The sequence below is a fragment of the uncultured Citricoccus sp. genome (assembly GCF_937871995.1).
Classification (GTDB): domain Bacteria; phylum Actinomycetota; class Actinomycetes; order Actinomycetales; family Micrococcaceae; genus Citricoccus.
The window spans coordinates 73968-93681 of record NZ_CALMQR010000016.1 but is presented as its reverse complement, the minus strand read 5'-3'; the positions used below and the strand labels follow the sequence as shown (position 1 = coordinate 93681).

The 19714-nt window shown below is 70.7% G+C and carries 18 protein-coding genes; 4 read left to right on the top strand and 14 right to left on the bottom strand.

What is annotated here, in order from left to right:
- Window positions 1-208: 208 nt before the first annotated feature.
- Window positions 209-400 (top strand): CsbD family protein, encoded by a 192-nt coding sequence (locus tag Q0283_RS01595; protein ID WP_298042186.1) that lies wholly within the window; start codon window positions 209-211, stop codon window positions 398-400.
- Between the two features lie 106 nt (window positions 401-506).
- Here Q0283_RS01595 and Q0283_RS01590 read toward each other — a convergent pair whose 3' ends face one another.
- The 11 genes from Q0283_RS01590 to Q0283_RS01540 form a co-directional block, all read right to left on the bottom strand.
- Complete coding sequence (locus Q0283_RS01590; RefSeq protein ID WP_298042184.1) at window positions 507-1625, bottom strand: NAD(P)-dependent alcohol dehydrogenase; 1119 nt, start codon at window positions 1623-1625, stop codon at window positions 507-509.
- Window positions 1626-1740: 115 nt separating this feature from the next.
- Entirely contained in the window at window positions 1741-2427 is a 687-nt protein-coding gene (locus Q0283_RS01585) for an NrtR DNA-binding winged helix domain-containing protein (protein ID WP_298042181.1), read from the bottom strand.
- 10 nt (window positions 2428-2437) lie between these two features.
- Window positions 2438-3355, bottom strand: a complete 918-nt coding sequence (locus Q0283_RS01580; RefSeq protein WP_298042178.1) for a sugar phosphate isomerase/epimerase — start codon at window positions 3353-3355, stop codon at window positions 2438-2440.
- Window positions 3356-3365: 10 nt separating this feature from the next.
- Window positions 3366-4145: an SDR family NAD(P)-dependent oxidoreductase gene (locus Q0283_RS01575; protein ID WP_183529252.1), complete on the bottom strand. Its 780-nt coding sequence runs from the start codon at window positions 4143-4145 to the stop codon at window positions 3366-3368.
- Window positions 4146-4249: 104 nt separating this feature from the next.
- Window positions 4250-5095: an SDR family NAD(P)-dependent oxidoreductase gene (locus Q0283_RS01570; protein ID WP_298042173.1), complete on the bottom strand. Its 846-nt coding sequence runs from the start codon at window positions 5093-5095 to the stop codon at window positions 4250-4252.
- 38 nt (window positions 5096-5133) lie between these two features.
- Window positions 5134-6126 (bottom strand): sugar ABC transporter substrate-binding protein, encoded by a 993-nt coding sequence (locus Q0283_RS01565; RefSeq protein WP_183529263.1) that lies wholly within the window; start codon window positions 6124-6126, stop codon window positions 5134-5136.
- A gap of 68 nt (window positions 6127-6194) precedes the next feature.
- On the bottom strand, window positions 6195-7181 hold the full coding sequence (locus Q0283_RS01560) for an ABC transporter permease (protein WP_298042171.1): 987 nt from the start codon (window positions 7179-7181) through the stop codon (window positions 6195-6197).
- Window position 7182: 1 nt separating this feature from the next.
- Entirely contained in the window at window positions 7183-8715 is a 1533-nt protein-coding gene (locus Q0283_RS01555) for a sugar ABC transporter ATP-binding protein (RefSeq protein ID WP_183529267.1), read from the bottom strand.
- Entirely contained in the window at window positions 8712-9851 is a 1140-nt protein-coding gene (locus Q0283_RS01550; protein ID WP_298042167.1) for a zinc-binding dehydrogenase, read from the bottom strand. Before Q0283_RS01550 ends, Q0283_RS01555 begins: the two co-directional genes overlap by 4 nt.
- A complete protein-coding gene (locus Q0283_RS01545; protein ID WP_298042164.1) occupies window positions 9848-10846 on the bottom strand; it encodes a transketolase family protein in 999 nt (332 codons plus the stop codon). The genes Q0283_RS01550 and Q0283_RS01545 overlap by 4 nt, the downstream gene beginning before the upstream one ends.
- On the bottom strand, window positions 10843-11706 hold the full coding sequence (locus Q0283_RS01540; protein WP_298042161.1) for a transketolase: 864 nt from the start codon (window positions 11704-11706) through the stop codon (window positions 10843-10845). The genes Q0283_RS01545 and Q0283_RS01540 overlap by 4 nt, the downstream gene beginning before the upstream one ends.
- 370 nt (window positions 11707-12076) lie before the next feature.
- On the opposite strand from Q0283_RS01540, the gene Q0283_RS01535 reads away from it, so the two are divergent.
- Window positions 12077-13606, top strand: a complete 1530-nt coding sequence (locus Q0283_RS01535) for an aldehyde dehydrogenase family protein (RefSeq protein ID WP_298042158.1) — start codon at window positions 12077-12079, stop codon at window positions 13604-13606.
- Between the two features lie 266 nt (window positions 13607-13872).
- Here Q0283_RS01535 and Q0283_RS01530 read toward each other — a convergent pair whose 3' ends face one another.
- Window positions 13873-15201 carry an NAD(P)/FAD-dependent oxidoreductase gene (locus Q0283_RS01530; protein ID WP_298042155.1) on the bottom strand — a complete coding sequence of 443 codons (1329 nt, stop codon included), beginning with the start codon at window positions 15199-15201 and terminating at the stop codon, window positions 13873-13875.
- A 3-nt stretch (window positions 15202-15204) separates the two neighbouring features.
- Window positions 15205-15534: a 2Fe-2S iron-sulfur cluster-binding protein gene (locus tag Q0283_RS01525; protein ID WP_183529275.1), complete on the bottom strand. Its 330-nt coding sequence runs from the start codon at window positions 15532-15534 to the stop codon at window positions 15205-15207.
- 151 nt (window positions 15535-15685) lie between these two features.
- Between Q0283_RS01525 and Q0283_RS01520 the strand changes: the two genes are divergently transcribed.
- Together Q0283_RS01520 and Q0283_RS01515 are read left to right on the top strand one after the other, a co-directional pair.
- Complete coding sequence (locus Q0283_RS01520; RefSeq protein ID WP_183529277.1) at window positions 15686-16681, top strand: LysR family transcriptional regulator; 996 nt, start codon at window positions 15686-15688, stop codon at window positions 16679-16681.
- A gap of 70 nt (window positions 16682-16751) precedes the next feature.
- The gene (locus Q0283_RS01515; protein ID WP_183529279.1) at window positions 16752-17951 is read left to right on the top strand and encodes a cytochrome P450; all 1200 of its coding nucleotides are present in this window, start codon (window positions 16752-16754) and stop codon (window positions 17949-17951) included.
- A gap of 40 nt (window positions 17952-17991) precedes the next feature.
- Here Q0283_RS01515 and dhaL read toward each other — a convergent pair whose 3' ends face one another.
- Window positions 17992-19713, bottom strand: coding sequence for a dihydroxyacetone kinase subunit DhaL (gene dhaL / locus Q0283_RS01510; protein WP_298042148.1), 1722 nt, complete (start codon window positions 19711-19713; stop codon window positions 17992-17994).
- Window position 19714: the final 1 nt, after the last annotated feature.

Here is a 19714-nt window from a genome sequence, read left to right as displayed (position 1 = left end):
GGGAGAACTGGGCGCGGCGCCTGTTCCCCGCCCCGCCCCCGCTGCATCACCTGACGGCGGGCCGGCCGTGCGTGACCCCGGGTCGAGCGAGCCCCAGCCGTCCAGGCGTGTGTGTTCGCCATGGAGGAAACCACCGGCCGGAGGGTTCCCCGCGCACGCAGTGGGGCATAGGGTGAGAGGACTTGATCGCCGACAGAAGGGAGTGCCCATGGGACTCGGAGACAAGATCAGCAACGCGACCGACAAGGCTGTTGGAGGCGCCAAGGACAAGATTGGCGATGCCACCGACAACCCCGACCTGCAGGCAGAGGGCAAGGCCCAGAACGCCGAGGGCCATGCCAAGCAGGCTGGCGAGAACGTCAAGGACGCCGCCAAGGACCTCAAGGACGGCCTGAAGTAGACCGGCACACCCTCTGAACCAGCGGCTGCGGCCCCGGAACCCGTCATGGGTCCGGGGCCGCAGTGCGTTCTGGCGGAGGAGTCCTCCGTGGGCGGTCCCTCCCCTGTCAGGCCTGGCCGATACGCAGCACGGGCTTGATGGTGGTGCCGGACTTGCTGTCCGCGAAGGCGTCCTCCACCTGGTCGAAGCCGTAGAACTGCACGAGCTCGTCGAAGGGGAACCGGCCCTGCTGGTAGAGCGCGATCAGTGCGGGGATGAGTTCCTGGGAGGTGCCCGAGCCGCCGAGCGTGCCGACCACGCGCTTGCCCCACAGCGCGCCGAGGTGGTCCAGGCTGAAGCGGGCCCCGGCCGGGGCGCCACCGATGAGGATGAGCGTGCCGAGCATGCCCACGGCCTCGGCGGCCTCCTCGATGACGGGGATGACACCCGTGCAGTCCAGGGCGTAGTCGGCCGGGCCGCCGCAGATCTCCCGGATGCGCTCCAGGGCGTTCTCGTGCAGCGAGTTGATGACGTGGGTGGCACCGTAGCGGGTGGCCAGCTCCAGCCGGGAGTCGTGCAGGTCGATCGCGATGATGGTGGTGGCCGGGGTGTTCCGCGCGGCCATGACGGCGGCCAGCCCGACGGCGCCTGCCCCGTAGACCACGAGCGACTCCCCCGCACGCGGCCGGGCGGTGTTCAGGACCGCCCCGGCACCGGTGGTGATGCCGCAGGCAAGCACCCCGACCAGGTCCAGCGGCACGTCCTTGTCCACCGTCACCAGGGCGTTGGCGTTGGCCAGTGAGTAGGTGGCGAAGGAGGACTGGCCGAAGAAGTGACCGGAGAGCGAGGACCCGTCCGCGCGGGTGTAGGCGGAGGTGCCGGCCTGGGGCCCGATGAACCGCCGGCCGCTGACCACGGCCGGGCCGAGCAGTTCACAGTAGCGGTGCTCGCCGCGGCGGCAGTTGCGGCACTGCCCGCAGTAGGGCCAGCCCATGATGACGTGGTCACCGACCGCCACGGAGGTGACGCCCTCGCCGACGGCCTCCACCACGCCGGATCCCTCGTGACCGAGGACGCCCGGCAGCGGCAGCGGCATGTCACCGGCCTGGGTGATCGCGTCCGTGTGGCAGACGCCCGAGGCCACCACCCGCACCAGGGCCTCGCCCGGGCCGGGCTGCTGCAGCTCCAGTTCCTCCTTCGTGAAGGGGGCGTTGGTCTCCTCGACGACGAGGGCTTCGATCTTCATGGGGAACTCCTGTGTTCTCGTGGGTCGCAGGGCGCCGCAGCCGAGAGCTGCGGGGTCATGGGGCCGGGACCGTCCGCGTCCGGGCTGGACGCCCCCGCTCCGTACCGTAGGCCGTTCAGGCCATGATGAGCACGGGGTGGTAGCCGTCCGGGCGCCGGCGGTAGACGCGGGCCGGCCGGCCCAGCCCGCTCCCACCGGGCGGCATGGCCCGGATGTCCAGGGCCTCCAGCTGGGGTTCCATGGCCCGGCGGAAGGTGTCCTTCTGGTGAGGGGCCCCCGCGACGGCGTCGTGGACCTGACGCAGCTGGGTCATGGTGAACTCGTCGTCCAGCAGGCACCAGGGGTCCGGCGTCTGGCCGTACTCCCACCGCACCATCCGCACGCCCCAGCCGATGATCTCGTCGTGGCTGAACGGCAGCCCGTGCACCTGGTCCACCGCCCGCAACTGTCCGTGGCCGTGCTCCAGGGCCAGTTCCAGTTCGGTCAGCGGCACCACGTCCAGGTGGGTGACCGTCAGGACCCAGCCCCGGTCGTCGCGGTCCGGATCGTCGAAGACGTGCAACTGCCGCGGCGAGCGCCCCCGGACGTGCATCCTGGTCTCCAGGCACCTCAGCACGGCATCGCCCAGGCGTTCGCGCTCGCGCAACATGGTGCCCGGCAGCATCCACTCCCCGGCATGACGGCCCTCGTCCCGGCGGCGCAGGACGACCTTGAGTTCCCCGTCGGCCACCGTCAGCAGGACCACGTCCGCGGCCACCGAGGGCCGGGGGTAGGACAGCAGGTCATCACGCTCGGGCACCATGCCACCCAATCTAGCCAGAGCGGTGGTGGTTCCCGGTCCCGGTACGGGCGGCGTCGCGGGCGAAGAGAACAGCGGCATCATGGACGAACTCCTCTCCCGTGGCGAACGTGGTGTCCCAGATGCTCAGTGCGTCGGCCACCGGTTCCTGCATGAGGGACCGGCTGAACCCCTCCACCCCGAAACGCCCGGTGTAACCCAGGGACAGGGTGTCCTCGAGCACGCGGGCCAGGTCCAGGCTGCCGGTCGAGAGCAGTCCGCGGGAGGACTGGCCGAACTCCAGGTACCCCAGGTACGGCAGGGCGTGGGCGACGGCCCCCACCAGGTCGGCCTCCTCGATGGCCATGTGGAAGGTGTCCAGGTGGATCCTCAGGTGGCGCGAACCGGACAGCTCCACGAAGCGCACGGCCTGGGCGGCGGTGTTGAGCACGGAGGTCTCGTAGCGGTTCACGACCTCGAAGGTCATCATGATCCCCGCGGCGGCGGCCTCCTCCGCCACGTCCCCGACGAGTTCGGCGACGCGCGCCACGTCGGCCCCGGAGGGCCGGGACGCCGCGTCCCCGTGCACCCCGTAGGGCACCCCGTTCAGCTGGTCCCCGCCCATCCTCGCGGTCAGGTCCACGAAGCGCCGCAACTGCTCGAAACCCCGGCGCCGGACGTGCGGGTCCTCGGACCCGACGTTCGCCTCCGGGGACTGGACGGCCATGGTGATGGGGGCCAGACCGGCGTCGCCGATCCGCCGGGCCAGGTCCGCCACGCCCCGGCTGGACGGGTCCACCGGGCCCAGCACCACGCGCCGGTAGCCGGCGTCGCGCAGCACCGGCAGGCTGCGGGCGAACTCGGGGCTGAACGGGTCCGTGGTGAAGGCCGCACTCTGGCAGGCCAGGTCCACCGCCAGTCCCGGGCGGCCCTGGACCTCGGCCGTGGCCATGGCCGACACCTCAGAACACCGGGAGTTCGAAGCGGTGCTTGAACACGGAGTAGCCGTCGTCCACGTGCACCACGGTGCCGTTCATGGCGTTGGAGTCCTCCGAGAACAGGAACGCCACCACGTTGGCGATCTCCTCCGGTTCCGTCATCGTGTCCCGGAGCTGCTCCGAGGCGAACAGCTCCCGCAGGTGCTGCGGGAACTGCTGGATGATGGCGGTGTTGGCACGCCCGGGGGTGATGGCCAGGACGCGGGTGCCGTGCTCGGCCAGCTCGTAGGCGGCGGAGCGGGTGAAGGAGATGACCGCCGCCTTGGCCGCGCTGTAGGAGAAGGAGAGCTCGGCGGCCTGCTCACCGTAGATGGAGGACGTGTTGACGATGACCCCGCCGCCGCCCTGTCTCACGAACTGGCGGGCCGCGGCGAGGATCCCGTAGTAGACCCCGTCCTGGTCGATCCGGATCATCGGGTGGTAGTCCCGTTCCGGGTCATGGTCCAGCAACGGCCTGCCGCCGGCGATGCCCGCGTTGTTGAAGATCCCGTCCAGGCGGCCGAAGGCGTCCACCGCGGACTGGACCGCCTGCTCGACGGCGGCGAAGTCCGAGACGTCCACCGCCACGGCGCGGGCCCGGCCGCCCTTGGCCGTGACCTCGTCGGCCACCTGCTGGGCACCCTCCAGGTTCAGGTCGGCCACGATCACGCTGGCGCCCTTCTCGGCGCAGCGGAGGACGGTGGCCCGCCCGATGCCGCTGGCGCCGCCGGTGATCAGCAGGACTTTGTCGTGCAGGGTGGTCATGGGTTCTCCTTGGAGGGGTGGCGAGGGGTGGATGCGTTGGGTCCGGTGGGAGTGCCGCCGTGGCAGGGCACCCCCACCGGTGTCAGGGGTCGCGCCGGGCGCGATCAGAACATGGTGTGGGACAGGGCCAGCGCCCCGCCGTCCACGGCCAGGACGGCGCCGGTGACGAAGGAGTTGCCGGGGGCCACGAGGAACAGCATCGGGGCCTGGATCTCCCCCATGGTGCCCATGCGGGCCAGCGGGATGGTCTCCTCCCACATCCGCTCCCCGGCCTCGTCCAGGACGGCGTCCCCGCCGATCCGGGTCCCCTTGAAGGGGCCGGGGGCGATCACGTTCACGCGGATGCCCCGCGGGGCCAGTTCCAGTGCCGCCTGACGGGCCAGGTTGATGATCCCGGCCTTCGTGGCCCCGTAGGCGTAGGAGACCATGGGGTCCGTCCGCAGTCCCGCGGTGGAGGACGTCACCAGGATCCGGCCGCCGTCGGGCAGCACGCGGGCCGCGGCCCGGACGGTCTCGAACGTGCCGTGGAGGTTGGTGGCCACCACGTTGCGCCACTCCTCGTCCGTGTACCGGCCGATGGCTCCCTCCTCGGTCCGGTAGCTGCCGCCCCCGGCGATGCCGGCATTGGCCACCACCACGGTCGGCCGGCCCACCTCGGCCACGACCCGCTCCAGGACCTGTTCGAAGGCCCCGGCCTCGGCCAGGTCGGCCGCGTAGGCGTGGGCGGTCCCCCCGGTGGCGGTGATCGCCTCCCGGACCTCGTCCAGCCGGGACTGGTCCCGGCCCAGCACGACCACCGTGGCGCCCGCGTCCGCGTAGATCGCGGCGGCCGCCCGCCCGATGCCGCTCGAGGCTCCGGTGACCACGACGACGTCGTCGTGCATCGAGAACAGCTCGAGGATCCGGTCGGTCCCGGTGGCGGGGCGTGAGCCCTGGTCAGTGGTGGTCATGAGAGGCCTTTCTCGTCGGTGGTGGTGGTTGGCGGGGTTCACATGGACGGGGTGAAGTCGTCCGCGTTGCCACGGTCGATCAGCTCGCCCTCGACCTCCACGAAGTTCTCCTGCGGCAGGGTGCCGTCGGCGCGGTAGGCCTCGATGTCCTCCACCACGCGGTCCACCACGGAGAACCAGTCCTGGTGCACGGAGGCGTAGAACGGCCCGTCCTTCTTGATCTCCTCGACGGCCACGCCGAGGGCGTCCACCCCGGTGACGTAGATGTCGTCCCGGCCGGCCTCACTGATGGCCTGCGCGGCGCCGAGGGCGGCGTGGTCCCAGCCGACCCAGACGCCGTCCAGGCCCTCCGGGTTGGCCTGGAGGAAGTCGGTGACGAACTTCAGGGCCTCCTCCTGGGAGGTGGCCGGGTTCAGTGCCTGCTTCATCTCGCCGCCGGCGATGTTGGCGCCGGCCTCCTCGAGCATGTCCATGGCCAGGTTGCTGCGGGTCATGATCCCGATGTGCGGGTCATGGCCGATGACCATGACGTCCTTGCCCTGCAGACCGCCCATGGCCTCGTCCAGGGCGCCCACCGTGAGTTCGGCGAGCTGGTCCTGGTCGAAGGTCACGTCCTCCACGAAGTCCTCGTTGGGCTCCACGCCGCCGTCGATCGAGAAGATCGGGATCTCGGCGCCCTCGGCGGCGTTGACGAGCGGGGCGATCTGCCGGGGGTCGGGGAACCCGGCCAGGATGACGTCCGCCCCCTGGGTGATGGCGGACTGCATGTCCGAGTTGATCTTGTCGTAGTCGAAATCGCTGGTGTACAGGGTGACGTCCCAGCCCTTGGCCTTGCCCTCCTCGACGAACTTGTCGAGGGTCAGCTTGCCGCCCGGGGTGCCGTAGCCGGCGGTGAAGGCGGCGACCTTGAAGACGCCGTCGTCAGCGGCGCCGCCGGTGCCGGCAGCGGCGTTGGGGTCGTCGGAGCATCCGGTCAGCGCCAGCAGGCCGGCGGCGAGGAGTCCTGCAGTGATCGTCAGTCGGGTACGCATGGTGTTCTCCGTGGGGATGGGGCCGCGCGGGAGCGGCCGGTGGGGGGTGGGGATGGGGAGGGGCCCGGTCAGGCGTTCTTGGACTTCAGCGAGGACATGAGCACCGCGGCGATGATGATGATGCCGGTGAGGACCTGCTGGATGTAGGTGTTGACGCCCACGATGTTCAGGCCGTTCTGCAGGACGCCGATGATGCCGACGCCCACGAGGGTGCCGCCGATGTTGGCCTGCCCGGACTTGAGCAGGGTCATGCCGAGGAAGGCCGCCGCGACCGCGAGCATCATGTAGTCGTTGGCGCTGGTGGAGCTGGCGCTGGAGAGCCGGCTGACCAGGATGATGCCGCCCAGGGCCGAGGCGAAACCGGCGACGGTGAAGGCCAGCAGGACGTTGAGGCGGACGTTCACGCCGGACAGCCTGGCCACCTCGGAGTTGCCGCCCACGGCGTACCAGCGCCGGCCCACCGTGGTGTACCGGAGGATGACCCAGATGACGGCGGCCACGATCAGGGCGAAGAACACGGGCATCGGGATGCCGGCGAGACGGGTCTGGCCGATCCAGTTGAAGGACTCGGGCATGCCGTACAGCGTGGTGCCGTCCGTGACGATGAACGCCAGCCCGCCCACCGTGGTCATCGTGGCCAGCGTGGCCACGATCGCCGAGATCCCCAGGTAGGCGACGAGGATGCCGTTGACGATGCCGACCAGGGTCCCGACGAGGACGCCCACGACGATCGCCATGGAGACGGGCATCCCGTTGATCATCAGTGCGGACGCCGTGGCGCCCGCGAGCGTGGCCGTGGTACCCACGGACAGGTCGAAGTGGCCGGTGACCATCACGACCGTCTGGGCCGCGGCGATGATCGTCAGGATGGCCACCTGGGCGAGGATGTTCGTCATGTTCCCGAAGCTCAGGAACGCGGCGGGGCGCAGGATGCCGAAGACGACGATGAGCGCGACCAGGGCGATGATCGTCCCGCCCTGCCACAGCATCTGGGACATCTGCGTCTTGTCCTGCGGGACCTCGACGGCGGGGACGGTGTCAGTGGTCTGGGCCATCTCAGGCCTTCCTTCCATAGCAATAGGAGAGGAGGAGTTCCTCGTCGGCGCCCGCTGCGGGCACCTCTCCGGAGACCCGCCCCTCGTGCATGATGAGGATCCGGTCGGACAGCCCGATGAGTTCGGGCAGTTCGGAGCTCACCGCGATGATGGTGGTGCCGGCCGCCGCGAGGGCGCGGATGAGCCGGTAGATCTCCGCCTTGGTCCCCACGTCGATGCCTCGCGTGGGTTCGTCCAGGAGCAGGACCCTCGGATGGCGGGCCAGCATCTTGGCCAGGACGACCTTCTGCTGGTTCCCGCCGGAGAGCAGGCCGACCTGCTGGCGCGGACCGCGGGTCTTGATGCGCAGGTCGGCGATGCCCTCGCGGGCCAGCCTGGCGATGCCGCTGGCGGAGACCCAGCCGGCGTTGCTGACCCGGGAGAGGTTCGCGATGGCGATGTTGTCCTGGATCGTGGCCCCCAGCGAGACGCCCTGGCTGCGCCGTTCCTCCGGCACCAGGGCGATGCCGTGCTCCAGGGCCCGGCCCACGCCCCGCGAACCGGCAAGCTCCCGGCCCTCCACGGCGATGGTTCCTTCCGTGCGCCTCTGGTCTCCGGCGAGCAACCGCATCAGCTCGCTGCGGCCGGAGCCGGCCAGCCCGCCGATGCCGAGCACCTCACCCGCGTGGGCCGAGAAGGACAGGTCCTTCACCTTGTTCCCGTGCAGCCCGGTCACCTCGAGGACCACGCGGTCCGTGGCCGTGCCCCGCTCGGGGAACAGGTCCTCGGCCGAGCGGCCGACCATGGTGGAGATGACCTCGTCGATCGTCATCTCCGCCACGTCCCTGGTCACGATGGTCTGACCGTTGCGCATGATGGTCACGCGGTCGCAGAGCTCGAAGACCTCCTCGAGGCGGTGGGAGACGTAGACGATCCCCACGCCGTCCGCGCGCAGGGCGCGGAGTACGGCGAAGAGGTCCCTGATCTCGGTGTCCGTCAGGGCGGCGGTCGGCTCGTCGAGGATCAGCACGCGGGCGTCCGCGGCCAGGGCCCGGGCCACCGAGACCATGGTCTGCTGCACCGGGGAGAGCCGCCCGGCCAGCCGGCGCAACGGGATGTGCCCCTGGTTGAGGCGGTCCAACTGCCGGCGGGCCTCCCGGTAGAGCCGGTTCCAGCTGATGAGGCCGCCGGAGCTCGGGGTCCGTTCGCCCAGCAGGATGTTCTCGGCGACGCTGATGGTCGGCACGATCGAGGTCTCCTGGTACAGGGCGACCACGCCGGAGTGGTGGGCGTCCCGGACCCCGGAGAACCGGACCTCCTCACCGGCGGACTCGATCCGGCCGTCGTCGGGCTGGTGCACCCCGGTCAGGACCTTGATCAGCGTGGACTTGCCGGCCCCGTTCTCGCCGAGCAGGGCGTGGATCTCCCCGGGCCGGACCTCCAGGCGGGCCTCCGTGAGCGCGGCGACGCCCTCGAAGTGCTTGGAGATCCCCTCCGCGCGCAGGGCCAGTCGCTCCGCCTGGGGGACGACGGGGTCTGCCGTGGCGGTGCTCATCGGCCCTCCACCTGGTCGTCGGAGGGGTCGGCGAGGTCGTTGCAGCGGATGACGACCTTCGGGTACCGGCCGCTCAGGTGCACCTGGAAGGCCTCGGCGGCCTGCTCGAGATCGATCACGGACTCCAGGAAGGGGTCCAGGTCCAGTTCGTCCAGCAGGCGCACGGCCCGGGGGAACGTGTACGGGGAGACGAACACCCCGGTCAGGGTGAGCTCCTTGCGGTACAGGTGGTCGGAGAGGTTCAGGGGCAGCTCGTAGTCCTCGGGGTACATGGCCCCGTAGACCACCGTCCCGCCCGGTGCGGCGATGTCCAGGAGCCCGGCCACCGCGTGGCGGGAGCCCGAGGCGTCGATCACGACGTCGAAACCCGCCCCCGCGGTGATCTCCCGGGCGCGCTCGGGGAGGGACTCGGCGGTCGGGTCGACCACGTGGCGCGCCCCGAAGCGCCCGGCGAGCTCGCGCCGCTCGGCGATCGGCTCGATCATCGTCAGCGAGGTGGCCCCGTAGCGGTGCATCAGCTGCAGGGCCAGCTGGCCGATCGGCCCGCCCCCGCAGATCGCCACGCGGTCCCCCGGGCGGATCCGGGTCTTGTCCGCGATCCGCACGGCCACCGACGTCGGCTCCAGCAGGCAGCCCTTCAGCAGCGAGACCCCGTCCGGCAGCCGGTAGACCTGGGACTCGTGCCAGACGACCGATCGGGCCATGCCCGGGCGGTTGTACTCGCCGAGGTTCTTGCAGAACTGCTGGCGTCCGTCCTGGCAGGGCGGGCAGGTCCCGCAGAACCGGATGAAGTTGCCGGACACCCGGTCCCCCACGGCCAGGTCCGTGCGGCGCACCGCGGAACCGATCTCGGCGATGACGCCGGAGATCTCGTGGCCCAGTCCGATCGGCACCTCGGTGCCGAAGAACCCCTCGGCCAGGTGGGGGTCCGAACCGCAGATCGCCGCGTAGGCGACGGTGATGCGCACGTCCTCCGGGCCGACCTCGTCCGCGGGGAAGGCGACGACGCCGATCTCCCCGCGCCGGCCGGCGTCGGGATCCCGCAGGCTGCCGATCCTCGTGACGGCGACCGTCTCCACCTCCCGCGGCGCGGTGGCCGCCCCGGCGGCGGCGGTCATGCTCGAGGTGGTGGTCATGACGCCCCGCCCTTCGCGCCGGCGACCGCGAGGGCCGCGTCCACCGTGGCCGTCAGGCCGTAGCCGTGCTTGTCCCGCAGCTCGGTGTCCTCACCGAAGCCGGCGAACACCTGCGGGATGCCGAGCCGCCGGAAGCCCTCGAGCCGGACGCCGCGGTCCACGAGGACGTCGGAGATCCGCGAGGCCAGGCCGCCGTAGGCCAGGTGGTCCTCGACCACCACGAACCGGCCCGTCTCCTCTGCGCAGCGCAGGACGAGGTCCTCGTCGATCGGCTTGAGGGTGAACATGTCCACCACGCGGGCGTCGAGGCCGTGCTCGGCGGCGAGGACCTCGGCCGCCTCCAGGGCCTGGGAGACGGTCTCACCGTGGGCGAAGATCGTCAGGTCGCCGCCCTCCCGGGCCGTGATGCCCTTGCCGATCTCGATCCGCACGCTGCCGGGTTCGTAGACGACCTTGTCCTTCTTGCCGACGGCGAGGCGGATGTACAGGGGGCCGGTCATGTCCATGGACTGGCGCAGCACCTCGCCGACCATGAGCGGGTCGCCGATGGAGGTGACGGTCATGTTCACCAGGGAGGTCATCAGGCCCAGGTCCTCCACGGCGTAGTGCGTGGAGCCGCCGTTGCCGACGAGGCCTCCGTGCGTGCCGACGATCTTCACCGGCAGGTTGGGATAGCAGATGTCCGAGCGCACCTGTTCGAGGGCGCGCATGCTCAGGAACGGGAGCATGCCGGAGACCACGGGGATGTTGCCCTCCGCGGCCAGGCCCGCGGCGATGCCGACGCAGGCCTGCTCGGACAGCCCGACGTCCACGAACCGGTCCGGGTAGGTGTCCCGGAACTCCACGAGGGTGGCCCCGATGTCCGGGGTGAGCACCCACAGGTTGTCATGGTCCTGCCCGAGCTCCTTGAGCGTCTGGCCGATGACCGTGCGCGAGGAGAGCAGGTCCCCGAAGGTGAACGAGGTGATCTGTTCGGTGGTGGCCGCCATGGTCATGCCGCCTTTCGTCCGTCGGCCAGCGAGGCCAGGGCCCGCTGCAGGTCCTTGTCGTTGAGCGAGCCGGCATGCCAGGCCAGGTTCCGCTCCATGAAGTCCACGCCCTTGCCCTTGACGGTCTCGCAGATGACCACCGTGGGGGTGTCCGAGTCAGGGTCCGGGAGGGCGTCGAAGGCCTCGACCAGTGCGCCCATGTCATGCCCGTCGACCTCGATCACGTTCCAGCCGAAGGCCCGCCACTTGTCCGGGTACGGCTCGAGCCTCACGCGCTCCTCGGAGAAGCTGGTCATCAGCTGGCGGTTGCGGTCGATGAAGGCCACGAGGTTGCCCAGGTCGTTGCTGCGCGCGGCCAGGGCGGCCTCCCACACGGACCCCTCCCCGGTCTCTCCGTCCCCCATCAGGGTGAAGACCCGGTGCGCCATGGCGTTGCGCCGCCCGTGCAGGGCCATCCCGGTGGCCAGCGGCAGGCCGTGGCCCAGGGAGCCGGTGGAGACCTCCACCCCCGGCAGCTGCACCTTGCAGGGGTGCATGCCGTAGGCGGAGTCGAGCCGGCCGTAGGTCCGGACGATCTCCTCGTAGTCGAAGAAGCCGCGGATGGCCATGGCGATGTACATGCAGACGGCGGCATGGCCCTTGCTCAGCACGAACCGGTCGCGCTCGGGGTTCCGCAGGTCCTGCGGGTCGACGTGCATGCCGTACTGGAACAACAACGTGAATATGTCCGCCGAGGAAAGGTCTCCTCCGATGTGGACGGCACCGTCGTATTCTCCGCAGAGAAGAAGCAATTTCTCCCGCAGCTCATACGCCTTGTCTTCGAGTTTGGTGACGCTGAGAGCAGGACGAGTGATCGTCTGTGGCATTTGATCCCCCAAGGGAATTCGATATTCCAGCGACATCGCTGAAACGTGATTTATGTCACCGAGGAGACTACGGGTCGCACACTTCGGAGACAAGGGGCAATTCACTCAATTCTGCGCAATCTCTTCGACAGCGCTCCGACCTGCGGGTTCACACGCTTCTTCACGAGCGCCTCCGCCGAGCGCGCCACTCCCGGCCGTGCGCCCTTGACGTGACCCAGCTCACCTTGGTTCACTATCGAGAGAGTGATTTAGCCGCTGCCTGCGCACACCGCTCCGCCGGGACGTTGTCTCATGAGGAATCCCGGTTCTGATCAGTAACTATTCGTTTATCGCCAGTCCCCCTGCCTATTCCTGTCCCGAAAGAGGCGCCATGACCGACACCAGCACCAGCCCTCATCCCGCGGCATCGACCGAGGCCCCGGTCCGCACCCCGCTGTTCTACGGCGGCCGGGAGCATCCGGCGGAGCGCACGCTGACGATCACCAACCCGGCCCGTCCGGCCGAGGTGGTCGGCGAGGCCGCCGCCGCCACCCGGGAGCAGGCCCTGGAGGCCGTGGCCGCGGCGAAGGCCGCCTTCCCGGCCTGGGCCGGTCTCTCCGCCGAAGAACGCGCGGCACACCTGGCCGGGGCCGCGGACGCGATCATGCAGGACTCCGAGACCGAGGCCGCGATCCTGTCCGCCGAGAACGGCAAGGTCGTGGGCGAGTCCACCTTCGACCTGATGGGACTGGTCCAGCGCACCGAGCTCGCCTGCGGCCTGGTCGAGGAGGTCGACGCCGTCGAGACCCTGCCCGGCCCGCCCACCGAGGTGCTCGTCTCCCACAAGCCCATGGGCGTGGTGACCATCATCGTCCCGTTCAACTGGCCCATCGCCATCCTCGGCGCCTCGCTGCCCTACGCCCTGATGGCCGGGAACACCGTGGTGGTCAAGCCGCCGCCCTCCTGCCCGCTGGCCACCACCCGCGCCGTGCAGCGCATGGCCGAGCGGTTGCCGGCCGGGGTGCTCAACGTGGTCACCGGCGAGGACGCCGAGATCGGCGAGGCCCTGGTCTCCAACGAGGACGTGGCCAAGGTCTGCTTCACCGGCTCCGTGCGCGGCGGCAAGCGCATCATGGCCATGGCCGCCGAGTCCCTGACCAATGTCACCCTGGAGCTGGGCGGCAACGACGCGGTCCTGATCCTGCCCGACGCCGAGTTCACCGAGCAGGGCCTGGACCTGCTGTTCATGGGGATCTTCGGCACCACGGGCCAGGTGTGCATGAACGCCAAGCGCATCTACGTCCACTCCTCCAAGCGGGACGAGCTGGTCGCCGAGCTCACGCGGCGCCTGGAGCAGGTGCAGATCGGCCCGGCCTCGGACCCGGCCACCACCATGGGCCCGTTCCACCAGAGGGCCCAGCTGCAGTTCGTCACCGAGCTGGTCCAGGAGGCCAAGGACGCCGGCGCCGACGTCCGTGAGTTCGGGCAGCTGCCCGGGGGCGACTGGGCGGAGGGCAACTTCATGCCCCCCTCGCTCGTCCTGGACCCGGACCCCTCCCTGCGCGTGGTCACCGAGGAGCAGTTCGGCCCGACCATCCCGATCATCACCTTCGAGGACGTCGAGGACGGCATCCGGATGGTCAACGACACGCAGTACGGCCTGTGCAACTCGGTGTGGACCGCGGACGAGCAGACCGCCCGCGAGGTGGGGTCCCGGTTGCAGGCCGGCTACGTCTTCCACAACACCCACGGGCCGGCCCTGCTGGACCAGCGCGCCCCCTTCGGCGGCATCAAGCAGTCCGGCATCGGCCGCGAGATGGGCACCATCGGACTCCGCAACTTCCAGGAACCGCACGCCCTCGGGCTCCTCAAGGCCGGCGGCCCTGCCCCGGACGCGGACGAGGCCCCGCCGGCCGCCTGAGGCCAGAGGCCCTACGGCACACACGTGCGGCGCCGGTCATCACCCCTCGCCGGGGGCAGTGGCCGGCGCCGCCGTGTGTGCCAGAGCAGCGAAACGTACCCGGAGCGTTCTCTCGGCTTCCCGATGAAGCCTCTGTCATCGCTGAGAGGACATCGCACCCTGCGCACCCGCCCGGACCAGTCCTCTCAGTGATGACGGATGGGTACACGATGCCGTACCGCGTCCGGGCCTCGGGGTGCTCATGACCAGGTGCCCGCATCCGGGGCTCAGGCGGGAACCGGTGCGGTGGCGTGTTCCTTCCAGGCGGCCCGGAGGCTGAATCCCTCGGCCAGGGCCTGCTCACGGGTGATCGTGATGCCCCGGGCGAGGATCTTGCGGGCCGCGAGGTGGTCACCGGGCATGTTCACCGACTCCACCGCGGCCAGGATCCCGTCCCGGAAACAGAACACCGAGAACGTCGCGGCCTCGGGGTCCCCGACCACCAGGGTCTCGTCGTCCGGGCGGACGATGTTGGCCATCTGCAGCCGGAACGGCCCCTGGGTGGACCAGAACCACGGCAGTTCGGTGTACGGGCTCTCCTCGCCGAGGATGACCCGGGCCACGTGCCGGGCCTGGTCGGTGGCGTTCTGCACCGACTCCAGCCTGAACGGGCTCCCGGCCTGCACGCAGGGGAAGTTCGCACAGTCCCCGATCGCGTACGCATCCCGGTCCCGGGTGCGCAGGTGTGCATCGACCACGATCCCGTTGTCGGTCTCCAGCCCGGCCGCCGCCGCCAGCCCGTCGTTGGGCTGGACCCCGACGCCGGCCACCACCAGGTCGGCCGGGTACCGGTCCCCCGTGGTCGAGACGGCGACGGCCACCCGGCCATCGCCCCCGGCCTCGAAGGACTCGATGCCCTCCCCCAGCCGCAGGTCGATACCCAGGCCCCGGTGCGCGCCGGCGAACCAGTCCCCGAGCACGGGGGTGAGCGCCCGGCCCATCGGACGCGGGGCGAACTCCAGGACGGTGACGTGACAGCCGCGCTCCAGGGCCGCCGTCGCGAACTCCAGGCCGATGAACCCGGCGCCGATCACCACGACGTCCCGCGCGGCGCCCAGGGCTGCCCCCAGGGCCTGGGCATCGGCCACGGTGCGCAGCCCGTGAATCCCCGGCAGCTCAACGCCCGGCGTGGTCAACTGACGGTTGCGGGCACCGGTGGCGAACACCAGGGACTGGTAGCGCAGCTCGGTGCCGTCCGCCATGTGCACGGTCTTGGTCACCCGGTCCACGGCCGTGGCGGTGACCCCGGCGAGCAGGGTGATCCCCCGCTCCGCGCAGAACCCCGGGCCACGCAGCGGCAACGGCTCCGCCGGCGTGCCCTCCGGGCGGGGCCTGAGGTAGTCCTTGGACAGCGGCGGCCGCTGATAGGGCAGTCCCGGCTCCTCCGCCACGATCGTCACCGAGCCTTCGAACCCCTCGTCCCGCAGCGACGCCGCGGCCTGCAGGCCGGCCTGGCCACCGCCGATGATGACCACACCGGGGGTGTCCGCAGCGGTGTCGACCCGGGGGGCGGTCGAGGAGGTCTCGTTCACGTGTCCGTTCAGCGTCTCGGTCACGGCTCAGACCTGCTCGTCAGGAACGTCGACCTCAATACACTCCAGGCCAGGGGTGCCGACCTCGATCTGGCACCCCAGCCGGCTACGCCGGGCATCGCGCTCGGCGGCCGTGACCTCGAGCATCTCCTCCTCGTCCTCCCCGATCTCCGGGAGCGCGTCCACGTAGTCCTCGTGGACGTAGACGTGACAGGTGGCGCACATCGCCTGGCCGCCGCACTCCCCCACGATCCCGGGCACATCGTTCCTCAAGGCCGCCTGCATGATGCGGGCCGGCTTCTCCAGCTCGACGACCTGGGTCTGGCCGTCGGCCTGGTGATACGTGATGGTGGGCATGCCGCCTCCTGGAGTGCGCGGACCCGTCCGGGCAGTGCACGGGCGGCCGCGGGGATTGATGGGCCTTTCGCTCCATCGTCCGCTGGACAGCACATCGCGACAACAGGAAAGATCAGGGAATCATCATCGGTTGAGTCGATAAAGGATGACCGTGCCCCTCCCCTTCACCCTGCGACAGCTCGAGGTCTTCGACGCCGTCGTCCGCGCCGGTTCGCTGTCCGCGGCCGCACGGGAGCTGACGACGGCCCAGTCGTCGGTGTCCGCCGCCGTCGACGAGCTCGAGCGGCAGATCGGCCAGCACCTGCTGGTCCGCCGCAGGGCCCACGGCGTGTGGCCGACGGCGGCCGGGCGTCAACTGCATCGTGAGGCCCGCGCCATCCTGCGGGCGGCAGACGAGGCCGGCCGCGTCCTGCAGGAGAGGGACGGCCACCTGCGCGGTCCCCTCACCGTGGGCATCTACCAGACCCTGGCGCCCTACATCCTGCCGACGATCCTGGGGGACTTCGCGGCGGAACATCCCGGTGTGGAGCTGTCCTTCGAGGAGGTGCGACACGCAGACCTCCTGGCGGGCCTGACGGCGGGGACCATCGACGTGGGTTTCACCTACCTTCTGGAGACACCCGAGGGCATCAGCCACCAACCGGTGCTCACCCGGCCCACCCATGTCCTGCTCCCGGCAGGGCACCGGTTGGCGGGCCGGCAGGAACTGACGAAGGCCGACATCGCCGAGGAACCGCTGATCCTGCTCGGCGATGCCCCGAGCATGCTCAACACCCGGCGCGTCCTGGAACTGACGGAGAACGACCCGAGGATCGCCTGGGTGACCTCGTCCCTGCCGCTGACCCGGGCACTGGTCGGCAAGGGGCTCGGTATCTCCGTCCTCGTCCAACCCGACGCCTCACCGTGGACCGTGGACGGTCACGAGGTCGTGGAGATCCCCCTCGTCGACGCGGAACGGGTCACGGTGTACATGACCTGGCTCGCCCCGGCGGAACGCCGCCGCCCGCCACGCCGCGTCACCGAACTGGTGAACTTCCTGCACGCCTCCCTCGAGCCCCGCATCCAGGCGATCGCCACCCGGCGTGAGGCCGCGACGACGCTCCTGCGAGCGGACGCGGCTCCCACGGAGCCCGAAGACGTTGCCTGACGGAGTGAGCCGTGCAACACTGAGTTGCAATTGCAACTTGAAGTGATCGCCCGGCTGAAAGAGAAGACCCATGACCGCCATCGCGGGAGGCACCCCGACCCTGGACGTGGACCCGTTCTCCGTCGCCTCGCTGAAGGACCCCTTCCCCGTGGAGGACGTCATTCGGGAGGCCGGCCCCCTGGTGTGGCTGGAGTCCCACGGCGTCTGGGCCACGGGACGGGCCGAACTGGTGCAGGAGATCTTCGAGAACCACGAGGTCTTCATCTCCTCCCACGGCACCGGGCTGACCAATACCGCGCGGGAACAGAACTGGCGTACCGCGAGCGCGATCCTGGAACAGGACCGGCCCCAGCACACCGTGACCCGCAAGGTCATGAACTCCGTGCTGTCCCTGAAGGTGGTGAAGCAGCTCCAGGAGGAGTTCCAGGCCGCCGCCTTCGACGTGGTGGACGAGGTCTGCAGCCGCGGTGAGTTCGATGCCGTCACGGACCTGGCAGAGGCGTACCCCCTCCGGGTGCTGCCGGACGCCGTCGGGCTGGCACCGGAGGGGCGGCAGCACCTGCTGACGTACGCCAACCTCAACTTCCAGGCCATGGGACCGAAGGATGCCCTGTACGAGGAGGCCGTGGCCCAGGCCAGCGAGGCGAAGGAGTACGTCGACTGGCAGATGCGCCGGGAGAACATCGACGAGTCCAGGCTCGCCGGCAGGATCTTCGCCGCCGCCGACGCGGGCACGATCACCGAGGAGTCGGCCGGGCTGCTGGTCCGCACCTTCCTGTCCGCGGGGCTGGACACCACGATGCTCGGGATCGGCAACGCCCTGCTGGCCCTGTCCCGCACCCCGGCGGCGTGGGAGGCCTTCTCGGCGGACCCGTCGAAGGCTCGCGCAGTCTTCGAGGAGACCCTGCGCTATCACGCCCCCAGCCCCTACATCGGTCGCACGGTGGGCATCCGCACGGAGCTCGGCGGCGTGGTGCTCGAGCCGGAGCAGAAGGTCATCAACTGCGTCAGCGCGGCCAACCGGGATCCCCGCGCGTGGGACCGGCCCACCGAGTTCGACATCACCCGGGACGTCCGGGGCCACGCGGCCTTCGGATACGGGATCCACGCGTGCGTGGGCCAGATGATGGCCCGGATGGAGGCCGAGAGCCTGCTGAGGGCCTTCGCCACACGAGTCCGGTCCTTCGAGCTCACCGGTGAACCGGTGCCGAAGGTCAACCACTGGCTGCGCGGTTACACCTCTCTCCCGATGCGCGCGACGCTGAGGTGACCCGCACCCACCGGACTCCATAGACGGGTCCGGTGGGCGGTCATGAGGGACGCGCGGAGGGCTCCACGTCCACCGTCGCGTCCACCGTCGCGGCGGCCTGCGCCGCGGCCGCCAGCCAGAGGTGCACGGCCCAGGCGCCCGGGTCCACGTGTCCCCTGACCCGGTCCCCCGCATAACTGGACCGACCCATCCGCGGCGCCATGTCCGCCGTCGCCTCGGCCCCGGACCGGGCAGCCTCCGCGGACGCCCGGAGCGCCGTCGCCAGCGGCTGGTCGGCGGCATCGGCCAGGGCCCCGGCCGCCGGCGCCAGGGCATCCAGCATGGTCCGGTCCCCGGGCCTCGCCCCACCGAGGTCCTGGATCCCCTCCAGCCCCCGGGTCAGCGCCCGGGCCCAGTCCCCGGCCTGCGGTTCCTCGATGCCGTGCAGCGCCTCGGAGGCTTTGAGCAGGAAGACCGCGTACAGGGGTCCCGACGTGCCCCCGATGCTCCTGCGGGCCAGTGCTGAGATCCGGCGCAACAATCGGTCCGGACGGGCCGGCAGGGCCGCGCCCTCCTCACGCACCGTCCGGGCGCCACGCTCGAGGCTATGGCCGAGGTCGCCGTCGCCCACCTGCTGGTCCATGGCGGTCAGTTCGGGTTCCGCACGCTCGAGCGCCTCCAGGACCGCCTCCAGGATGAAGCGCCCCGGACCGGACAGCTCCGCCCCCTCGCGGGCCGCGGACTCCGCCACCGGTGCCGCGAGGTTCGGGGACGGGTTGATCTCGCCCGATCCCGTGGGCCAGGCAGCGGTCCGGACGGGTGCGTCCAGGTACCCCAGCAGGTCCTCGTCCACGGCCACCACGGACAGCGAGACCCCGGGCATCTCCATGGCAGTGAGGAACGCCCCGGACCAGGCCCTGGCCACGGTGACGCCCCGGGCCTGGAGCCAGGACAGTGCGGCGTCGGTGACCACGGACACCTCCATGGCCGAGCTGCCGCCCAGGTTGTTGACCAGCAGGGCCACGGGCTGCCCCTCGGCCGCCCGCCCGGCGGCCAGGCAGGCCGTCAGCAGGCGGTCCACGGTTTCCGAGGCGGAGGACACCCCGGACCGCTCCACGCCCTGCTCACCGTGGATGCCGAGGCCCCACTCGACCTCCTCCCCGCCGAGCTCGAAACTGGGCGTGCCGGCTGCCGGGACCGTACACGAACCGAGGGCCACGCCCATGGTGGCGAGGCCCCCAGAGGCCCTCTGCGCGGCGTCGGCCACGGCGTCCAGGCCCAGTCCCGCCGCGGCGGCCGCCCCGGCGACCTTGTGCACGAGGACCGTGCCGGCGATCCCGCGGTGACCCGCATGGTCCACCGACTCGCCCAGTGCCACGTCGTCGGCCACGACCACCATCCGGACGTCGATGCCGTCGGCACGGGCGATCTCCGCCGCCAGACCGAAGTTCAACCGGTCCCCGGTGTAGTTCTTGACCACGAGCAGGACCCCGGCGCCGGAATCCACGGCGCGGATTCCCACGAGGACGTCGTCCACCGAAGGTGACGTGAACACCTCGCCGGACACGGCCCCGGTGAGCATGCCGGGACCCACGAACCCGGCGTGGGCCGGTTCGTGACCCGCCCCGCCGCCGGAGAGGACCGCCACGGTCCCACGCCCGGCAGCCCCCGCGTCCACCACGGTCCGGGTGCCCTCCAGGAGGCGCAGGTGCGGGTTCAACCGCACCAGCCCGGACAGCGACTCGACGACGACGGAGCGCGGATTGTTGATGAGCTTCTTCATG

Excerpts from the sequence above, each read along its gene's own strand:
- Q0283_RS01595 (WP_298042186.1), top strand. The coding sequence starts at position 209 with ATGGGACTCGGAGACAAGATCAGCAACGCGACCGACAAGGCTGTTGGA.
- Q0283_RS01590 (WP_298042184.1), bottom strand. The coding sequence starts at position 1,625 with ATGAAGATCGAAGCCCTCGTCGTCGAGGAGACCAACGCCCCCTTCACG.
- Q0283_RS01585 (WP_298042181.1), bottom strand. The coding sequence starts at position 2,427 with ATGGTGCCCGAGCGTGATGACCTGCTGTCCTACCCCCGGCCCTCGGTG.
- Q0283_RS01580 (WP_298042178.1), bottom strand. The coding sequence starts at position 3,355 with ATGGCCACGGCCGAGGTCCAGGGCCGCCCGGGACTGGCGGTGGACCTG.
- Q0283_RS01575 (WP_183529252.1), bottom strand. The coding sequence starts at position 4,145 with ATGACCACCCTGCACGACAAAGTCCTGCTGATCACCGGCGGCGCCAGC.
- Q0283_RS01570 (WP_298042173.1), bottom strand. The coding sequence starts at position 5,095 with ATGACCACCACTGACCAGGGCTCACGCCCCGCCACCGGGACCGACCGG.
- Q0283_RS01565 (WP_183529263.1), bottom strand. The coding sequence starts at position 6,126 with ATGCGTACCCGACTGACGATCACTGCAGGACTCCTCGCCGCCGGCCTG.
- Q0283_RS01560 (WP_298042171.1), bottom strand. The coding sequence starts at position 7,181 with ATGGCCCAGACCACTGACACCGTCCCCGCCGTCGAGGTCCCGCAGGAC.
- Q0283_RS01555 (WP_183529267.1), bottom strand. The coding sequence starts at position 8,715 with ATGAGCACCGCCACGGCAGACCCCGTCGTCCCCCAGGCGGAGCGACTG.
- Q0283_RS01550 (WP_298042167.1), bottom strand. The coding sequence starts at position 9,851 with ATGACCACCACCTCGAGCATGACCGCCGCCGCCGGGGCGGCCACCGCG.
- Q0283_RS01545 (WP_298042164.1), bottom strand. The coding sequence starts at position 10,846 with ATGACCATGGCGGCCACCACCGAACAGATCACCTCGTTCACCTTCGGG.
- Q0283_RS01540 (WP_298042161.1), bottom strand. The coding sequence starts at position 11,706 with ATGCCACAGACGATCACTCGTCCTGCTCTCAGCGTCACCAAACTCGAA.
- Q0283_RS01535 (WP_298042158.1), top strand. The coding sequence starts at position 12,077 with ATGACCGACACCAGCACCAGCCCTCATCCCGCGGCATCGACCGAGGCC.
- Q0283_RS01525 (WP_183529275.1), bottom strand. The coding sequence starts at position 15,534 with ATGCCCACCATCACGTATCACCAGGCCGACGGCCAGACCCAGGTCGTC.
- Q0283_RS01515 (WP_183529279.1), top strand. The coding sequence starts at position 16,752 with ATGACCGCCATCGCGGGAGGCACCCCGACCCTGGACGTGGACCCGTTC.
- dhaL (WP_298042148.1), bottom strand. The coding sequence starts at position 19,713 with ATGAAGAAGCTCATCAACAATCCGCGCTCCGTCGTCGTCGAGTCGCTG.